Annotated in this window: 19 protein-coding genes; 14 read left to right on the forward strand and 5 right to left on the reverse strand. The window is 72.6% G+C overall.

What is annotated here, in order from left to right; genetic code table 11:
* Positions 1-43: 43 nt before the first annotated feature.
* A complete protein-coding gene (locus tag CUT44_RS04635; protein ID WP_100200858.1) occupies positions 44-361 on the reverse strand; it encodes a hypothetical protein in 318 nt (105 codons plus the stop codon).
* Between the two features lie 315 nt (positions 362-676).
* Between CUT44_RS04635 and rpsF the strand changes: the two genes are divergently transcribed.
* The 4 genes from rpsF (at position 677) to rplI (ending at position 2,480) form a co-directional block, all read left to right on the forward strand.
* Positions 677-967, forward strand: coding sequence for a 30S ribosomal protein S6 (rpsF, locus tag CUT44_RS04640; protein WP_100200859.1), 291 nt, complete (start codon positions 677-679; stop codon positions 965-967).
* A 145-nt stretch (positions 968-1,112) separates the two neighbouring features.
* A complete protein-coding gene (locus tag CUT44_RS04645; RefSeq protein WP_100200860.1) occupies positions 1,113-1,697 on the forward strand; it encodes a single-stranded DNA-binding protein in 585 nt (194 codons plus the stop codon).
* A gap of 81 nt (positions 1,698-1,778) precedes the next feature.
* Entirely contained in the window at positions 1,779-2,015 is a 237-nt protein-coding gene (gene rpsR, locus CUT44_RS04650; RefSeq protein WP_100200861.1) for a 30S ribosomal protein S18, read from the forward strand.
* An 18-nt stretch (positions 2,016-2,033) separates the two neighbouring features.
* Positions 2,034-2,480, forward strand: coding sequence for a 50S ribosomal protein L9 (rplI, locus tag CUT44_RS04655; RefSeq protein WP_100200862.1), 447 nt, complete (start codon positions 2,034-2,036; stop codon positions 2,478-2,480).
* A gap of 144 nt (positions 2,481-2,624) precedes the next feature.
* On the opposite strand, the gene CUT44_RS04660 is transcribed toward rplI, so the two are convergent.
* The gene (locus CUT44_RS04660; RefSeq protein WP_100200863.1) at positions 2,625-3,971 is read right to left on the reverse strand and encodes an MATE family efflux transporter; all 1,347 of its coding nucleotides are present in this window, start codon (positions 3,969-3,971) and stop codon (positions 2,625-2,627) included.
* Between the two features lie 493 nt (positions 3,972-4,464).
* Between CUT44_RS04660 and dnaB the strand changes: the two genes are divergently transcribed.
* The 7 genes from dnaB to CUT44_RS04695 all read left to right on the forward strand — a co-directional run bounded on the left by dnaB (position 4,465) and on the right by CUT44_RS04695 (position 10,364).
* Positions 4,465-5,976 (forward strand): replicative DNA helicase, encoded by a 1,512-nt coding sequence (gene dnaB / locus CUT44_RS04665; RefSeq protein WP_408646711.1) that lies wholly within the window; start codon positions 4,465-4,467, stop codon positions 5,974-5,976.
* A 116-nt stretch (positions 5,977-6,092) separates the two neighbouring features.
* Positions 6,093-6,449, forward strand: a complete 357-nt coding sequence (locus CUT44_RS04670; RefSeq protein WP_100200864.1) for a hypothetical protein — start codon at positions 6,093-6,095, stop codon at positions 6,447-6,449.
* 315 nt (positions 6,450-6,764) lie between these two features.
* Complete coding sequence (locus CUT44_RS04675) at positions 6,765-7,745, forward strand: GlxA family transcriptional regulator (RefSeq protein WP_100200865.1); 981 nt, start codon at positions 6,765-6,767, stop codon at positions 7,743-7,745.
* 10 nt (positions 7,746-7,755) lie between these two features.
* Entirely contained in the window at positions 7,756-8,391 is a 636-nt protein-coding gene (locus tag CUT44_RS04680; RefSeq protein WP_100200866.1) for a DJ-1/PfpI family protein, read from the forward strand.
* Positions 8,392-8,624: 233 nt separating this feature from the next.
* Complete coding sequence (locus CUT44_RS04685) at positions 8,625-9,113, forward strand: GNAT family N-acetyltransferase (RefSeq protein ID WP_233221230.1); 489 nt, start codon at positions 8,625-8,627, stop codon at positions 9,111-9,113.
* A 47-nt stretch (positions 9,114-9,160) separates the two neighbouring features.
* Positions 9,161-9,631, forward strand: a complete 471-nt coding sequence (locus CUT44_RS04690) for a YunG family protein (protein ID WP_100200867.1) — start codon at positions 9,161-9,163, stop codon at positions 9,629-9,631.
* A 43-nt stretch (positions 9,632-9,674) separates the two neighbouring features.
* Positions 9,675-10,364, forward strand: coding sequence for a helix-turn-helix domain-containing protein (locus CUT44_RS04695; RefSeq protein WP_100200868.1), 690 nt, complete (start codon positions 9,675-9,677; stop codon positions 10,362-10,364).
* Here CUT44_RS04695 and CUT44_RS04700 read toward each other — a convergent pair.
* A complete protein-coding gene (locus CUT44_RS04700) occupies positions 10,337-10,771 on the reverse strand; it encodes a VOC family protein (protein WP_100200905.1) in 435 nt (144 codons plus the stop codon). The two genes, CUT44_RS04695 and CUT44_RS04700, sit on opposite strands and share 28 nt — an antisense overlap.
* A 106-nt stretch (positions 10,772-10,877) precedes the next feature.
* Positions 10,878-11,306, reverse strand: coding sequence for a MarR family winged helix-turn-helix transcriptional regulator (locus CUT44_RS04705; RefSeq protein ID WP_100200904.1), 429 nt, complete (start codon positions 11,304-11,306; stop codon positions 10,878-10,880).
* Positions 11,307-11,465: 159 nt separating this feature from the next.
* On the opposite strand from CUT44_RS04705, the gene CUT44_RS04710 reads away from it, so the two are divergent.
* Positions 11,466-11,879 (forward strand): cupin domain-containing protein, encoded by a 414-nt coding sequence (locus tag CUT44_RS04710; protein WP_233221231.1) that lies wholly within the window; start codon positions 11,466-11,468, stop codon positions 11,877-11,879.
* Positions 11,880-11,919: 40 nt separating this feature from the next.
* On the forward strand, positions 11,920-12,378 hold the full coding sequence (locus tag CUT44_RS04715; RefSeq protein WP_100200869.1) for a GNAT family N-acetyltransferase: 459 nt from the start codon (positions 11,920-11,922) through the stop codon (positions 12,376-12,378).
* A gap of 157 nt (positions 12,379-12,535) precedes the next feature.
* On the opposite strand, the gene CUT44_RS04720 is transcribed toward CUT44_RS04715, so the two are convergent.
* Positions 12,536-13,549, reverse strand: a complete 1,014-nt coding sequence (locus CUT44_RS04720; RefSeq protein ID WP_100200870.1) for a restriction endonuclease — start codon at positions 13,547-13,549, stop codon at positions 12,536-12,538.
* A gap of 340 nt (positions 13,550-13,889) precedes the next feature.
* On the opposite strand from CUT44_RS04720, the gene CUT44_RS04725 reads away from it, so the two are divergent.
* Positions 13,890-15,356, forward strand: a complete 1,467-nt coding sequence (locus CUT44_RS04725; RefSeq protein WP_199185609.1) for a serine hydrolase domain-containing protein — start codon at positions 13,890-13,892, stop codon at positions 15,354-15,356.
* The last annotated feature ends 11 nt before the right edge of the window (positions 15,357-15,367 follow it).

Below are 15,367 nucleotides of genomic sequence, written 5' to 3' on the forward strand. Positions count from 1 at the left end.
CCACCGTCCCGCGGATGCCCGCCGGGCGTCCGCGGGCCGGGTGTCAGCCGCCGAACAGACCGCCGTTCCACATTCCGACGAAGAACCCGAGTGCCGCCGCCACCATCCCGACGACCAGGACGAACCGCTCCTCGGTGGTCGCCGAGATCATCTGGCCCCGGCCGCCGGCGACCACGCCCAGCAGTCCGGCCCAGGACGTGATGACGTGCAGCCCCGGGAAGAAGGCCGTGACCACCGCCACCAGGGCGAGCACCGCCGTCGCCGCGACGAGGCGGTTCTCGACCGGATGGGCCCGGCCGTCGCTGTTGAGGGCCGAGGAGAGCGCGGAGAGCGGGCTCCTCCGCCGTGCCGTCTGTGCCATGGGGCACCTCCTGCCGACGCGTCCCCCGGGATCGCCCGGAGAGCCCGGATCGTGCGTGTGCGGGACGCGGCGCCGGGTGACGCCGTTCACATCCCCTCTGTCCAGATTGCGGCTGATGTCCACCGGATTTCAACCGGAGTCCCGCGGCGGGTACTGTGTACTGTCCGCGCGGTGTCCGCCCGGCTCGTGACCGGCTCCGGGGAAGCCCCCGGGAATGTCGGTGCCGGCCGGTACCGTGTCGGACGGTTTCACGCATCGAGACCCTCCTGCCACGGAACGACCGTGGCCGCCGAGTCCAGAGGAGGTGGGTTCCACATGCGTCACTACGAGGTGATGGTCATCCTCGACCCCGATCTCGAGGAGCGCGCTGTCTCCCCGCTGATCGAGAACTTCCTTTCCGTCGTCCGCGAGGGCAACGGGAAGGTCGAGAAGGTCGACACCTGGGGCCGTCGTCGTCTCTCGTACGAGATCAACAAGAAGCCCGAGGGCATCTACTCGGTCATCGACCTGCGGGCCGAGCCCGCGGTCGTCAAGGAGCTCGACCGTCAGATGAACCTGAACGAGTCGGTTCTGCGGACCAAGGTCCTCCGCCCCGAGACCCACTGAGCACCCGCCCGGCGGGCTCAGCGGATCCGGACGGGAACCGGTAGCCGACCAGAGCCGAGGGCGTCGGAACCCTGTGGCGCCCTCCCCGTAGCACCAGCAGCCAGCACCACCAGCAGCCAGCAGCACCCCGCCGAGAGGTTCACCCATGGCAGGCGAGACCGTCATCACGGTCGTCGGCAATCTCGTCGACGACCCCGAGCTGCGCTTCACCCCCTCCGGTGCGGCGGTCGCGAAGTTCCGCGTCGCGTCCACCCCCCGCACCTTCGACCGCCAGACCAACGAGTGGAAGGACGGCGAGAGCCTCTTCCTGACCTGCTCGGTCTGGCGGCAGGCGGCCGAGAACGTCGCCGAGTCCCTCACCCGGGGCACCCGCGTCATCGTGCAGGGCCGTCTCAAGCAGCGCTCGTACGAGGACCGCGAGGGCGTCAAGCGCACGGTCTACGAGCTGGACGTCGACGAGGTCGGCGCCAGCCTGCGCAACGCCACGGCCAAGGTCACCAAGACCACCGGCCGCGGTGGTCAGGGTGGCGGCGGCTGGGGCGGCGGTCCCGCCGGCCCCGGCGGTCAGCAGGGCGGCGGCGGCCAGGGCCAGGGCGGTGGCGCCCCCGCGGGCGACCCGTGGGCCACGGGCGCCCCGGCCGGCGGCGGCCAGGGCCAGGGCGGTGGCGGCGGCTGGGGCGGCGGCTCCGGCGGCTCCGGTGGCGGCTACTCGGACGAGCCGCCCTTCTGACCGGTCCGCGAGGGCCGGGGGAGGGCTGTGCTCACCGGTGTCCACCGGCACAGAACTTCTTGAATCAAACGGAGAGAGACAATGGCGAAGCCGCCTGCTCGCAAGCCGAAGAAGAAGGTTTGCGTGTTCTGCAAGGACAAGATCAAGTACGTCGACTACAAGGACACGAACCTGCTGCGGAAGTTCATTTCCGACCGCGGCAAGATCCGTGCCCGCCGGGTCACCGGCAACTGCACCCAGCACCAGCGCGATGTCGCCACGGCCGTGAAGAACAGCCGTGAGATGGCGCTGCTGCCCTACACCTCGACCGCTCGCTAAGGAAGGGATGACCGAATCATGAAGATCATCCTGACCAACGAGGTCTCCGGTCTCGGTACCGCGGGCGACGTCGTCGAGGTGAAGGACGGGTACGCCCGCAACTACCTGCTCCCCCGCGGTTTCGCGATCCGCTGGACCAAGGGCGGGGAGAAGGACGTCGAGCAGATCCGCCGCGCCCGCAAGATCCACGAGATCGCCACGATCGAGCAGGCCAACGAGATCAAGGGCCGGATCGAGGGCCTCACGGTGCGGCTGAAGGTCCGCGCCGGGGACCAGGGCCGGCTGTTCGGCTCCGTCACCCCGGCCGACATCGCCTCGGCGGTGAAGAGCGCGGGCGGCCCGGACGTCGACAAGCGCCGCATCGAGCTCGGCTCGCCGATCAAGACCCTGGGCTCGCACCAGGTGACGGTCCGCCTCCACCCGGAGGTCAGTGCCAAGGTCGGCGTCGAGGTCGGCGCCGCCTGACGGCCGCTCCGGATCCGCGGCACCCGCGGACCGGCGGGCGGTACCGAGCGGTACGTACACAGGGCCGCGATCCCCGCACGGGGATCGCGGCCCTGCGGCGTCCCCCGCCGGTTCCCCCGCGGCGCTGCACCGCCGGCCGTCAGGTCAGGCCCGTACCGCCCCGGTGACGACCCAGCGGCCCGAGCGGACCCGCGGCCACAGGGTGGCCAGCCGGACCGCCATCGCCAGCCCGCCCACCGCCCACCACAGCGTGGTCAGCCCGCCGCCCAGCGCCGGCACGGCCAGCGCCACCGGCGCGAACAGCACCAGCGTCAGCAGCATCGCCCAGGCCAGGTACGGCCCGTCGCCCGCGCCCAGCAGCACTCCGTCCAGCACGAACACCACCCCCGCCACCGGCGCGGTCACCGCCACCACCAGCAGGGCGGGCGTCAGCCGGTCGTGCACGGAGGTGTCCGGGGTGAACAGCGGCAGCAGCAGTGGCCGTACGGCGATCAGCAGCACCCCCAGCACCACCCCGGACACCACGCCCCACCGCACCATCCGGCGGCAGGCCGCCCGTGCTCCGGCCGCGTCCCCCGCGCCCAGGTACCGGCCGATGATCGCCTGCCCGGCGATGGCGATCGCGTCGAGGGCGAGGGCGAGCAGTGTCCACAGGGTCAGCACGATCTGGTGGGCGGCCACCTCGGCGTCCCCCAGCCGCGCCGCCACGGCGGTCGCGATCACCAGCACGGCGCGCAGCGACAGGGTGCGGACCAGCAGCGGCACTCCGGCCCGGCCACCGGCCCGGATCCCGGCGGCGTCCGGCCGCAGCGAGGCCCCGTGCCGCCGGGCCCCCCGGACCACCACGGTCAGATAGACGGCCGCCATCGCGCACTGGGCGAGCACCGTGCCCCAGGCCGAGCCGGCGATGCCCAGTCCGGCGCCGTAGACCAGCACCACGTTGAGCACGGCGTTGGCGGAGAAGCCGCCGACGGCCACGTACAGCGGGGTCCGGGTGTCCTGGAGCCCGCGCAGCACCCCGGTGGCCGCGAGCACGACGAGCATCGCCGGAATGCCCAGCGCGCTGATCCGCAGATAGGTGACGGCGTACGGCGAGGCGGTGTCCGACGTCCCGAACGCGCCGACCAGCGCGGGAGCGGTCGGCAGCACGGCGGCCACCACCACCGCGCCGAGCAGCAGCGCCAGCCAGATTCCGTCCATGCCCTGGCGGATCGCGGCGGACAGGTCCCCGGCCCCGAGCCGGCGGGCGACGGCGGCGGTGGTGCCGTAGGCGAGGAAGACGAAGATGTTCACGCCCGTCGTCAGCAGGGTGGCGGCGACTCCGAGCCCGGCGAGCTGCGGGGTGCCCAGATGGCCGACGATCGCGCTGTCGGCCATGACGAACAGGGGCTCCGCGACGAGCGCGCCGAGGGCGGGGAGCGCCAGCGAGACGATCTCGCGGTCGTGGCGGCGTGCCGCGGTGCGGCCGGCGGCGGGCGGCGCTTGTGTCATGGTCCGATCCAAACATCCACAAGTAATAGTTGCAAGCTGCTCTGGACTCTTACAGATGCTTACCCCGGGTGAGGTCCTCCGCGCAGTTTGTCGCCACCTCACCCCCAAGGGGAAAGTTTTTCTCCTGCACAGCCGGTGGATGACGAAACAGCAGCTCAGAGGCTGTGTACAAGAGAGGCGACCAACTTCTCCACAGCTTCGTCCCCCGCCTCGTGCACAGGAATCGCCGACTTCTCCACAGGCTCCGCCGAGTCATCCACATGGTCTGTGGATAACCGAGTTGGCTCCGCTCCTCCACAGCCCTACCGTGGTCCGGCGCCCGCCCCGCGTTCTCCCCCGCTTCGCCGTGTGTTCGGCGTATCCGGCGTGTTCGGCGTGCCTCCGGCGTGCCGTGACCGCCGACAGCCGGGAGAGGGACCGGTCCGGGACCGACTGTCAGAGCCGTGCCGTAGGAATGAGAGGCACGGCGAGAGGAACGGGAGGAGGTGGCGGGATGACGCAGCCCGAGCACGTCGAGAGCCCGGCACCCGGTTACGCGCCCGACATGGCGGGCGCCGGACCGGGGGACCACCTGCCCGCCTCCCGCCGGCACCGCGGCCCGGCGCCGGACGGCGACCGCCACGACCGCGGTTCCGACACCTGGCCGGCGGGCCCGTCCGGTGCGGCGGGCCCGATGGGCTCCTTCGAGCGCCTGCCCCCGCAGGACCTCGACGCCGAGCAGTCCGTCCTCGGCGGCATGCTGCTGTCCAAGGACGCCATCGCGGACGTGGTGGAGACCCTCCAGGGCCAGGACTTCTACAAGCCGGCCCACGAGACGATCTACCAGGCCGTCCTCGACCTGTACGCCAAGGGCGAGCCCGCCGACCCCATCACGGTCGCCGCCGAGCTGACCAGACGCGGCGAGATCTCCAGAGCCGGCGGCCCCGGCTACCTCCACTCCCTGGTGCAGACGGTCCCCACCGCCGCCAACGCCCAGTACTACGCGGAGATCGTCCACGAGCGCGCCGTCCTGCGCCGGCTGGTCGAGGCGGGCACCCGCATCACCCAGATGGGATACGCGGCCGACGGCGACGTCGACGAGATCGTCAACTCCGCCCAGGCGGAGATCTACGCCGTCACCGAGCAGCGCACCGCGGAGGACTACCTCCCGCTGGCCGACATCATGGAGGGCGCGCTCGACGAGATCGAGGCGATCGGCTCGCGCAGCGGGCAGATGTCGGGCGTCCCGACGGGCTTCACCGATCTGGACTCCCTCACCAACGGGCTCCACCCGGGCCAGATGATCGTCATCGCGGCGCGGCCCGCGATGGGGAAGTCGACGCTGGCCCTGGACTTCGCCCGGGCCTGTTCCATCAGGAACAACCTGCCCAGTGTGATCTTCTCGCTGGAGATGGGGCGCAACGAGATCGCGATGCGCCTGCTGTCGGCCGAGGCGCGGGTGGCGCTGCACCACATGCGGTCGGGCAGCATGACGGACGAGGACTGGAACCGGCTGGCGCGCCAGATGCCGGAGGTCACGGGCGCGCCGCTGTACATCGACGACTCACCCAACCTGACGATGATGGAGATCCGCGCCAAGTGCCGCCGGCTGAAGCAGCGGAACGATCTGCGGCTGGTCGTCATCGACTACCTCCAGCTGATGCAGTCGGGCGGCTCGCGCCGTCCCGAGAGTCGGCAACAGGAGGTCTCGGAGATGTCCCGGAACCTCAAGCTGCTGGCCAAGGAGCTGGAGGTGCCGGTGATCGCGCTCTCCCAGCTCAACCGTGGCCCCGAGCAGCGCACGGACAAGAAGCCGATGGTCTCGGACCTGCGTGAATCCGGTTCGATCGAACAAGATGCCGATATGGTCATTCTCCTGCACCGTGAGGACGCCTACGAGAAGGAGTCCCCGCGGGCGGGCGAGGCGGACCTGATCGTGGCCAAGCACCGCAACGGCCCGACGGCGACGATCACGGTGGCGTTCCAGGGGCACTACTCGCGCTTCGTGGACATGGCCCAGACCTGACCGGCGTCGTTGTAGAGTCTCAAATCTCGTGGCACGGTCTCGATCGCGACGGCACGACGGCACGACGGTGGTACTTATGCCGCAGTTGTGAGCCTCCCTGGTCGGAGCTTTGGCCCTTGAAACAGAGCAGAGAAGGTCGGTGCGTCTCGGCCGAGCTGCCGAAGAGGCTCCAGGCGTGGTTCGCCGAGCACGAGGAACGCTTGCAGTCCTGCGGAATTACCGGTGATGTCCAGCGGTCGCCCGAGGACGGCCGTACCAAGACCAGTACCTGGATGACGCTCGAGACCGATGACTGCGTTGCCGTGCTCATCGTCTGGAGCAGCGGTGAAGCCGAACTCGAGTACGGGGACGTGGCAACCGGCCAGGTCCGACGACAGCATCGTGATCTCTGCACCTCTCAGGACCTCCTCGACGCCATCGAGACCATCCGCGCGTGGACCCGGACGGAGGGTGGGCGGCTCCCGGACTGGTGATCTGATCAGCCGGGTTGCTGATCGCGCAGATTGCTGGCGGTGCCGACGACGGACTCGTCGCTCAGCACCGCATCCAGGTCGGAACCCTGCTCGGCAGCTGCCGGCTCCAGGGCACCTCGCTGCGGAAGCGGTGCACCACCTGTTCCCGACACTCGTGTCGCCAAGCCGATTCTGTGTTGCCGGCCGTGACGCCGTTCCCGTCCGTCCCGGCCGCCCCCATCCGTCCCGGCCGTGGTGGGCCCGGGGTCCGGGATGGCAGGAAGGGTGGGTTGTTCGTCATTGCGGCCACCGCGGCCGGGGCGAAGGATGGCTGTCATGACGCGGAAAACCGTGCTGGTCGTCCTCTTCGACGGCGTGCAGAGCCTCGATGTGACCGGCCCCGTGGAGGTGTTCACGGGTGCCGGGCGCCACAGCGGGGATCCCTACGAGATCCGCACCGCTTCGCCCGACGGTGCTCCCGTCCGTGCCTCGAGCGGTCTCACCCTCGTCCCGGACGGCGCGCTGTCCGGGACTGCCGGGGCCGGGGTGCCGCACACCCTGCTCGTCCCGGGCGGCAGCGGCACCCGCCGCCCCGCCCCCCGGCTGGTCGACTGGCTGCGGGAGCACGCCCGGCACGCCGAGCGCATCGTCTCCGTGTGCAGCGGCGCGCTGCTGCTGGCCGAGGCCGGACTGCTCGACGGTCGCCGGGCGACGACCCACTGGTCGCTCTGCGACCGCCTGGCCAGGAACTATCCGGCCGTGGACGTCGATCCGGACCCGATCTTCGTACGCGACGGGAAGATCGCCACCTCGGCCGGCGTCACCGCGGGCATCGATCTGGCGCTCGCCCTGGTCGAGGAGGACCACGGCAGGGACACCGCGCTCGCCGTCGCCCGCCATCTCGTCGTCTTCCTCCGGCGCCCGGGCAACCAGGCCCAGTTCAGCGTCCAGCTCGCCGCCCAGACGGCCCGGCGCGAACCCCTGCGCGAGGTTCAGCGGTGGATCACCGAGCACCCGGACGCGGACCTGTCCGTGGAGAGCCTCGCGGAACGTGCCCGCCTCTCCCCCCGCCACTTCGCCCGCGCCTTCCAGCTGGAGACCGGTACCACACCGGGCAGATACGTCGAGGGCGTGCGGCTGGAGCACGCCCGGCGGCTCCTGGAGGACACCACCGACGGCGTCGAGCGGATCTCCCGCGCCTGCGGCTACGGCACCCCGGAGGCGATGCGCCGCGCCTTCGTGAAGGCGCTGGGCACCGCTCCGGCCGAGTACCGGCGCCGCTTCCGCCCTTGTCCCTCACCCGAGCTCACCCACTGAAAGGCAGATCATGCAGATCGCGATCGTCCTCTTCGACCGCTTCACCGCGCTGGACGCGGTCGGCCCCTACGAGATGCTCTGCCGCCTGCCCGGCGCCGAGACGGTCTTCGTCGCACAGCGGCCGGGCCCGGTGCGCGGCGACCGCGGCAGCCTCACGCTCGTCGCGGACAAGGGGTTCGACGAGGTGCCGGCCCCCGACATCGTGGTGGTGCCCGGCGGCCCGGGGCAGTCCGCCCAGATGGAGAACGAGACGCTGCTCGGCTGGCTGCGCACCGCCAGTGCCACCAGCACCTGGACGACCTCGGTGTGCACCGGCTCGCTCCTGCTCGCGGCGGCCGGACTGCTGGAGGGCCGCCGTGCCACCTCGCACTGGCTGACGCTCGACGGCCTCGCCGCGTTCGGCGCCGAACCGACCGGCGAACGCGTCGTCGTGGACGGCAGGTTCATCACCGCGGCCGGGGTCTCGTCCGGGATCGACATGGGTCTCACCCTGGTCGGCAGGATCGCCGGCGACGAGCACGCGCAGGCCGTCCAGCTGATGACCGAGTACGACCCCCGGCCGCCGTACGACGCGGGCTCGCCGGAGAAGGCCCCCGCCGCGCTCGTCGACAGGCTCCGGGCCGAGAGCCGGCTCGTCCTCCGGTAGCCGGGGCAGCCCGGGTAGCCGGTCCGGTGCCGGGGGCCACGGCACCGGACCGGGCTTCCGGGAGGAAGCGATGCCCGCGTGGGGCACCATGAGGAGCACGTCCGACAACACCGAGCGCCCGAGGAGGCGACGTGTCCCCGCCGCGGAACCGTCCTCCGGACAAGACCGGCGGATCGCCTGCTCCGGCGCCGGGAGCCACCTTCTGGCCTGCGGTACTGCTCACGGAGCGGCTCGTGCTGCGGCCGGCCGCGCGGGCCGACGCCGCGGCCATGTCGAGGCTGTGGACGGACGCCGGGGTCCGCCGGTATCTCGGCGGTCCCGTGCGCGGCGAGGCGCTCCGCTCCCGGGAGCGGGGATACGCGGGCGCCGTCGGCCTGTTCGCCGCCGTCCTGGGTGCGGACGACGGCCCGGTGGTCGGCTCGCTGCTGGTCGAGCCGGAGTCGCGCCGGGACGGGCGGACGGAGGTGTCGTACCAGCTGCTGCCCGAGCGCTGGGGCCGCGGATACGGCCGTGAGGCGGTCGCCGCCGTGGTCTCCTGGGCGCTGGCGGAGGTCACCCCGGAGCGGCCCGAGGTGGTCGCGGTGACCCAGGAGGCCAACGTCCGCTCCCGCCGCCTGCTGGAGGCCGTCGGCATGCGGCGGGTGGCGGCCTTCACGGAGTGGGGCGCCCCGCAGGTGCTGTACTCCACCGGCCCGGGCGGCACGGGAGGGGCGCGGCCTTGAGGCCGGTGGGGTGGGGGAGTGTCAGTGGCCGGTGCCATGCTGCCGGAATGACGTCGCACCCGGAGAACCCGGAAACCCCGTGGACTCTCGCCGATCTCGACCGTGCCCTGCGTGCTAGTTGGGCCGCCGACACCTGCTGTCCCTCGGACATCACCCGTGTCGAGTGGCGTCCGGACAACCCGGCCTGGGGCCACTGCGACATCACCGCCCTGGTCGTCCACGACCTGTTCGGCGGTGAGCTGGTGGTCGGTGAGGTGTTCCACGAGGGCCGGCAGGAGGGGTACCACTGGTGGAACCGGCTGCCGAGCGGTGTGGAGTTCGATCTGACCCGTGAGCAGTTCCGCCGGGGCGAGACGGTGACCGGTGGGCGGGGCGTCGAGCGGCCCGTGGGGTCCTCGCACCGCCGCCGGGCGGAGTACCTGCTGCTGCGCGGCCGGGTCGCGGAGCGGCTCGGTCCGCTGCCGGAGACACCGGGGTCACCGGAGACGCCGTCGGAGCCGGTGCCGTCGGCCGGGTGAGCGGGCCGCCGCAGTACGAGACGCGGAGGGAGACGCCGGCGGGGTGTACGAGGAGTGGCTTTCGCGGCGGGTGGCCGGTGCGGTGGTGTGGCGCCGGGAGGCGCTGCCGGACGCCCGCCGGACGCGGGTGCTGCCGGACGGGTGCACGGATCTGATCTGGACCGCCGGCGGGCTGCTGGTGGCCGGTCCCGACACCCGGGCCCAGCTGACCGACGAGTCCCCCGGCACCGGCTATGTGGGCCTGCGCTTCGCGCCCGGCACCGGGCCGCGGGTGCTGGGCGTACCGGCGCACGAGCTGCGTGACGCGCGGGTGCCGCTGGACTCCCTCTGGCCGGAGCGCGAGGTGCGGGAGCTGGCCGAACGGGTGGCCGGGGCGCCGGACCCGGCCCGGGTGCTGGAGGAAGTGGCCGGGGGACGGCTGCGCCGGACGCCGGACGACCCGCCGGTGCGGGCGGTGGTGGAGCGGCTGCGGGCCGGTGCGGGGGTCGCGGCGGTGGCGGACGCGGTCGGGTTGAGCGAGCGGCAGCTGTACCGCCGCTCGCTGGCGGCCTTCGGGTACGGGCCCAAGACGCTGGCCCGGGTGCTGCGGCTGGACGGTGCGCTGCGCCTGGCCCGCGCCGGGGTGCCGGCGGCGTCGGTCGCGGCCCGGGCCGGGTACGCCGACCAGGCGCATCTGTCACGTGAGGTCAGGGCGCTGGCCGGGGTTCAGCTCTCGGCGCTGCTGGCTGACTGAGTGCCGGTCCCGGCGTCCGGCAGGGGCGCGAAGAGGGAGACGGCGTTGCCGTCGGGGTCGAGGACGACGGCGTAGCGCTGCCCCCACACGGCGTTCCAGGGAGCCAGGTGCCCGGGGTGCCCGGCCCGGACCAGCCCGGCGTACTGCTCGTCGACGTCGGCGGGGTCGTCGCAGCGAAAGGCCAGTTCGACACGGCCGCCGCCGTCGGGCGGGGTCCAGCCGGGGTCGAAGGAGCGGACGGTCTCCTCGGTGTCCCAGGCGATGCGCGGTCCGCCGGGCAGCGCGACCTCCACATGGGGGAGGCCGTCGGCGTCGGCGGGGATGTCCAGGCCGAGGCGGCGGTAGAACGCCAGCGAGGCGGTCAGATCGGTGGTGACCAGGCCGATGAGGTCGAATCGAGGTGCCATGCCGCCATGGTGGACGCCGGAGCGGCCGGAGGTCTTGAAGGAATCGGACATTCGGCGGAACCGGTGAACTCGGTGAGACCGGCCGGTCCGGCGGACCCGGGCCGGGTCACCACACCGGGCGCAGCGGGGGCGGCCCCTCCGGGGCCATCTCGCGGATCAGCCGGGCCAGGTACCCGCGCATGGCGGTCAGCTCCTCGCCCCGCGCACCCATCCGGTCGGCCAGTTCGGCCTCCAGCCGGTGGAGGACGCGTCCGGCGACGGCCAGGTGCTCCTGGGCCCGGTCGGTCGGTGTCACCAGTTTCCGCCGCCCGCCGGCCGGGTGGGGTTCGCGGCGCAGATAGCCGCGCCGTTCCAGGTCGTCGACGATCTGGCCCGCGGCCTGTTTGGACACCCCCAGCCGTTCGGCCAGCTCGCTGCTGGTGGCGCCGCGCCGGCCCAGTGCCTGGAAGGTGAGGCCGTGGATGGGGCGGAGGTCGGCGTACCCCGCTTCTGCCAACTGCTGGTTGAACTCGGCCAGCAGGAGCTGGAAGGCCATACCGAACAGGTAGAGCAGTTCCGCTCGGGCGAGGGGATCGTCGCTGTTGTCCACGGAAAACATGGTGACACACGCGAGTCAAGACGCTTTACTCTCCATGCGGTTCGAGTAAAGCAACTTGACCCACTTGTCGTCGAACACAGGAACCGAGGAGCAGCCGTGCACATCACCGCTCCCTCCCCCGGGCTGGACGTCACCACCGCCAACGCCACCATGACGAGACTCGCCGCCCCCAGCCTGGGCAGCGCCGAGCTGAGCGTCTGGCGGGTGCGGATGACGCCCGGCGCCCAGGGTCCCGTCCACACCGTCGACCGCGAACAGGTGTGGACGGTGACCTCCGGAGTCCTGGAGTTCACCGTCGGCGAGCGCACCGGGACCGCCGCCGCCGGGCAGGCGGTGACCGTGCCGGCCGGTGCCGTACGGCGGATCCGTGCGGCCAGGGGCGCGGCCAAAGGCGCGGCCGGGACCGGGGACGCCGGTACGGAGGCCGAGGCACTGGTGGCCATGGCCTGCGGTGCCACCGTCGAGGTGGCGGGGAGCGGGGAGCGCATCCGGCTGCCCTGGGCCGAATGACGTCCGCCGTGGAAGGGGCGGCGGACGTAGGGTGCCGGTCATGAGCGACATCGCCATACGGCCCGCCGCGGCGGACGATCTGCGCGCCATCGTGGACATGCTCGCCGACGACCCGCTGGGTGCCCGGCGGGAGTCGCCCGGCGACCTGGCCCCGTACCGCGCCGCCTGGGAGCGCATCGCCGCCGACCCGCAGCAGCATCTGGTCGTCGCGGAGCGTGCCGGTGACGGCCGGGTCGTCGGTACGCTCCAGCTCACCGTCATCCCCGGACTGTCGCGGTGCGGGGCGAGCCGCGCCCTCGTCGAGGCCGTCCGCGTCCACGCCGACGAGCGCGGTTCCGGGCTGGGCACCCGGTTGGTCGGGTGGGCCGTCGAGGAGGCTCGCCGGCAGGGTTGCGCCACGGTCCAGCTCACCTCCGACGCCACCCGCACCGACGCCCACCGCTTCTACGAGCGACTGGGGTTCACCGCCTCGCACGTCGGGTTCAAGCTGGTGTTCTGAGTGTTATGCGCGTTCCGCCGTTCTGGGCGTTCCGGGTGCGCCGGACGTCCGGCCGCCGCTAGGCTGCACGAGCCCGAAGCCGCAACCTTTTCTTGCGACTTCGGGCTTTCGCGCGGTGCCGCGGCGGTGTCGCGGTGGTGCCGCGGCCGGCGGGCCGTCAGAGCAGCACCCGGAGCGTCGCCCCGGCGCTCCACGCCTCCAGCAGCTCGCGGTGCACGGTGGTGATCCCATGACGGGCGGCCGACTCCAGTGCGGCGGGAGTGAAGGCGGAGGCCGTGACGGACAGGCGGACCTCCGCCCCGTACCGCGCCCTCGCCGTTTCGGCGAACCTCCGCATCTCCTCGCCTCCCACTGCCCGGTGCGGGACGGGGTGCTCGCACCGCACCGCCAGCCGCCGCCCGCCGGCGGTGTGGCCGACGAGGTCCGCGCCCAGGTGGCTGCCGCTGTCGTCGGCGCCGAGCACGGTGCAGCCGTCGCGGCGGCACAGCCCGGCCACCTGGTCCGTGAACTCCCGCCGGTCCATCGCGTCCAGGGCCGCCGCCGTGACCACCGGCCGCCGTCCGCGCAGGGTGCGCCTGACGTCGTCGAGGTCCTCGCGGATCCCGGCCAGTTCGCGGCGCTGCTCGCCGAAGGCGTCGATGAGGTGGTTCAGCATGGGGACGACCGTTCGGCCGATGATCCGGCCCGTGGTCTCCGCGCTGATGCGGGTGATGCGCTCGTCCAGGGCGGCGAGATCGATGTCGGCGTGGACGCGCACCAGGTTGTCCACAGGCTGTGGATTGTTTTCCCGCTCCGCGTCCAACAGGTAGGAACGCACCTGACGTGCGACGATGCTGTCGCGCAGCAGCATCGCGACGTTGAGGACGGCCCGCCGGGGGAAGACCGCCTGCGCTCTTGTGCGTGACTGAACCTGACAGACCTCCTTAAAGAAGGTCAGTTCTGTACCTGTCAAAACCCGGTAGCCATTGCTCTCCAGTTCCTCCCTGTGGTCCGCCACCAGGGACTCGATGGTCTTGAGGCCCACCTCGAAGTAGTCGGCCACCATCTGTGTCGTGACGTGAAACCCGTCCGGCAGGACGGAGAGCACCTTGACCTTGTCGAGTGTCTCCGTGCGGTCCACCACGCTCTCACGCAGCGACCTCGACTCCAGCAGGACGCTCTCGTTCAGCATCGCTTTCTCCTCCGGTCGGGCGTCGCCCCGGTGGCGGCGCCTCCTCACCGGGAAAACGAGGGAGAAAATGTGAAGACACGATCTGAGGATGTGAGGCGCCGGTGAAGCAGCGCTGTGGAGAGCGCTTCCGGTGAGTGGAATCCACCGGGGTTCTTCCAGGACCTCGGTGCCGGACCGGCCACCGGCGCGTCCGTCACAGCCCTCCTTACAGGAGGGCCGTGGGCGTCCTCGCGCGGTTCCGTCCACAGGCGGTGCCCGGTCCACCGGGCCGCCCGCCGTCCTGGGCGGCCCGGTGGAAAGCGGTGGTGCCCCGGTGCCGGTGCCGGGTAGGAGTGGCCGCATGGTCACAACCAGTGGAGAACCGGACGGAGAGCTGCTGCCCACCACCCGCCGTGCGCTCCTGCACCGGCTGGCCACCGTCCAGTCCGGGGGACGGCTGCCCTCGGTGGTCGGTGCCGTGGTGCGGGACGGGCGGACGGTGTGGACCGGCGCGCGCGGCACCCTCGACGGCGGAGACGGCGGAGACGGCGGGTACGGCGGCGGCGCGGCGGCCGGGGCGCCCACCGCCGACACCCAGTACCGCATCGGGTCGATCACCAAGACGTTCGTCGCCGTGCTGGTGATGCGGCTGCGCGACGAGGGGCTGCTGGACCTCGCCGACCCGCTCGGCGCCCACCTGGACGTCCCCGCCGACATCCCCGTCGAGGCCAGGAGCCTGACGGTCGCCCAACTGCTGTCCCACTCCGCCGGTCTGGCCGCCGAGCCGCGCGGCCCCTGGTGGGAGCGGACCCCCGGTGAGCTGCGGCCCGAACCGGCGGACCTGTTCGGTGAGCGGCCGCTGCGGCACCCCGCCGGGCGGCGGCACCACTACTCCAATCTCGGCTATGCCCTGCTGGGCGCCCTGGTCGCGCGGCTGCGCGGCGCGCCCTGGGACGCGGTGCTGCGCGCGGAGGTGCTCGAGCCGCTGGGCATGCGCCGCACCACGCTCCGTCCGGTGGAGCCGTACGCCCGCGGCTGGGCCGTGCACCCGTGGGCGGACGCGGTGCTGCCCGAGCCGCTCGCCGACACCGGGCGGATGGCGCCCGCCGGGCAGCTGTGGTCCACCGTCGATGACCTGTGCCGTTTCGCGGCGTTCCTGTCGGCGGGTGACACGCGGGTGCTCGGGGCGGAGAGCCTCGCCGAGATGCGGGCCCCGGCGGTGGCGCCGGAGGCGGCCTCCTGGGAGCGGTCGTACGGGCTGGGAACGCAGTTGCTGCGCTCCGGGGGACGGCTGCTGGCCGGGCACAGCGGTTCCATGCCGGGCTTCCTCGCCGACCTGTGGACGGCTCCCGGGGAGCGGCTGGCGGGTGTGGTGCTGGCCAACGCGACCTCCGGCCTGCCGCCGGCCTCGGCCGCCGGGCTCCTGGGGATCGTGGCCGAGCGCGAGCCGTCCCTCCCCGAGCCGTGGCGGGCTCGTTCGGCGGCCGATCCGGAGCTGCTGGCGCTGACCGGCCCCTGGTACTGGGGGCCGGCGGCGTTCGTGCTGCGACTGTGCGAGGGGCGTGTGCTGGAACTGGCGCCGGTCGGCGGCGCCGGCCGGGCCTCCCGCTTCCGCCCGGCGGCCGGCGCCGACGGTGACGGTGACGGCACCTGGACGGGACTGGACGGCTACTACGCGGGCGAGACGCTGCGCGTGGTGCGCGGTGCGGACGGCTCGGTGAGCCATCTCGACCTGGGCACGTTCGTCTTCACCCGCCGCCCGTACGATCCGGCGGCCCCGGTGCCGGGCGGAGTGGCGCCGGAGGGCTGGCGCGCGGACGCGGAGTGAGCGGGCAGCGG

The organism is Streptomyces carminius, from assembly GCF_002794255.1.
Taxonomy (GTDB): Bacteria; Actinomycetota; Actinomycetes; order Streptomycetales; family Streptomycetaceae; genus Streptomyces; species Streptomyces carminius.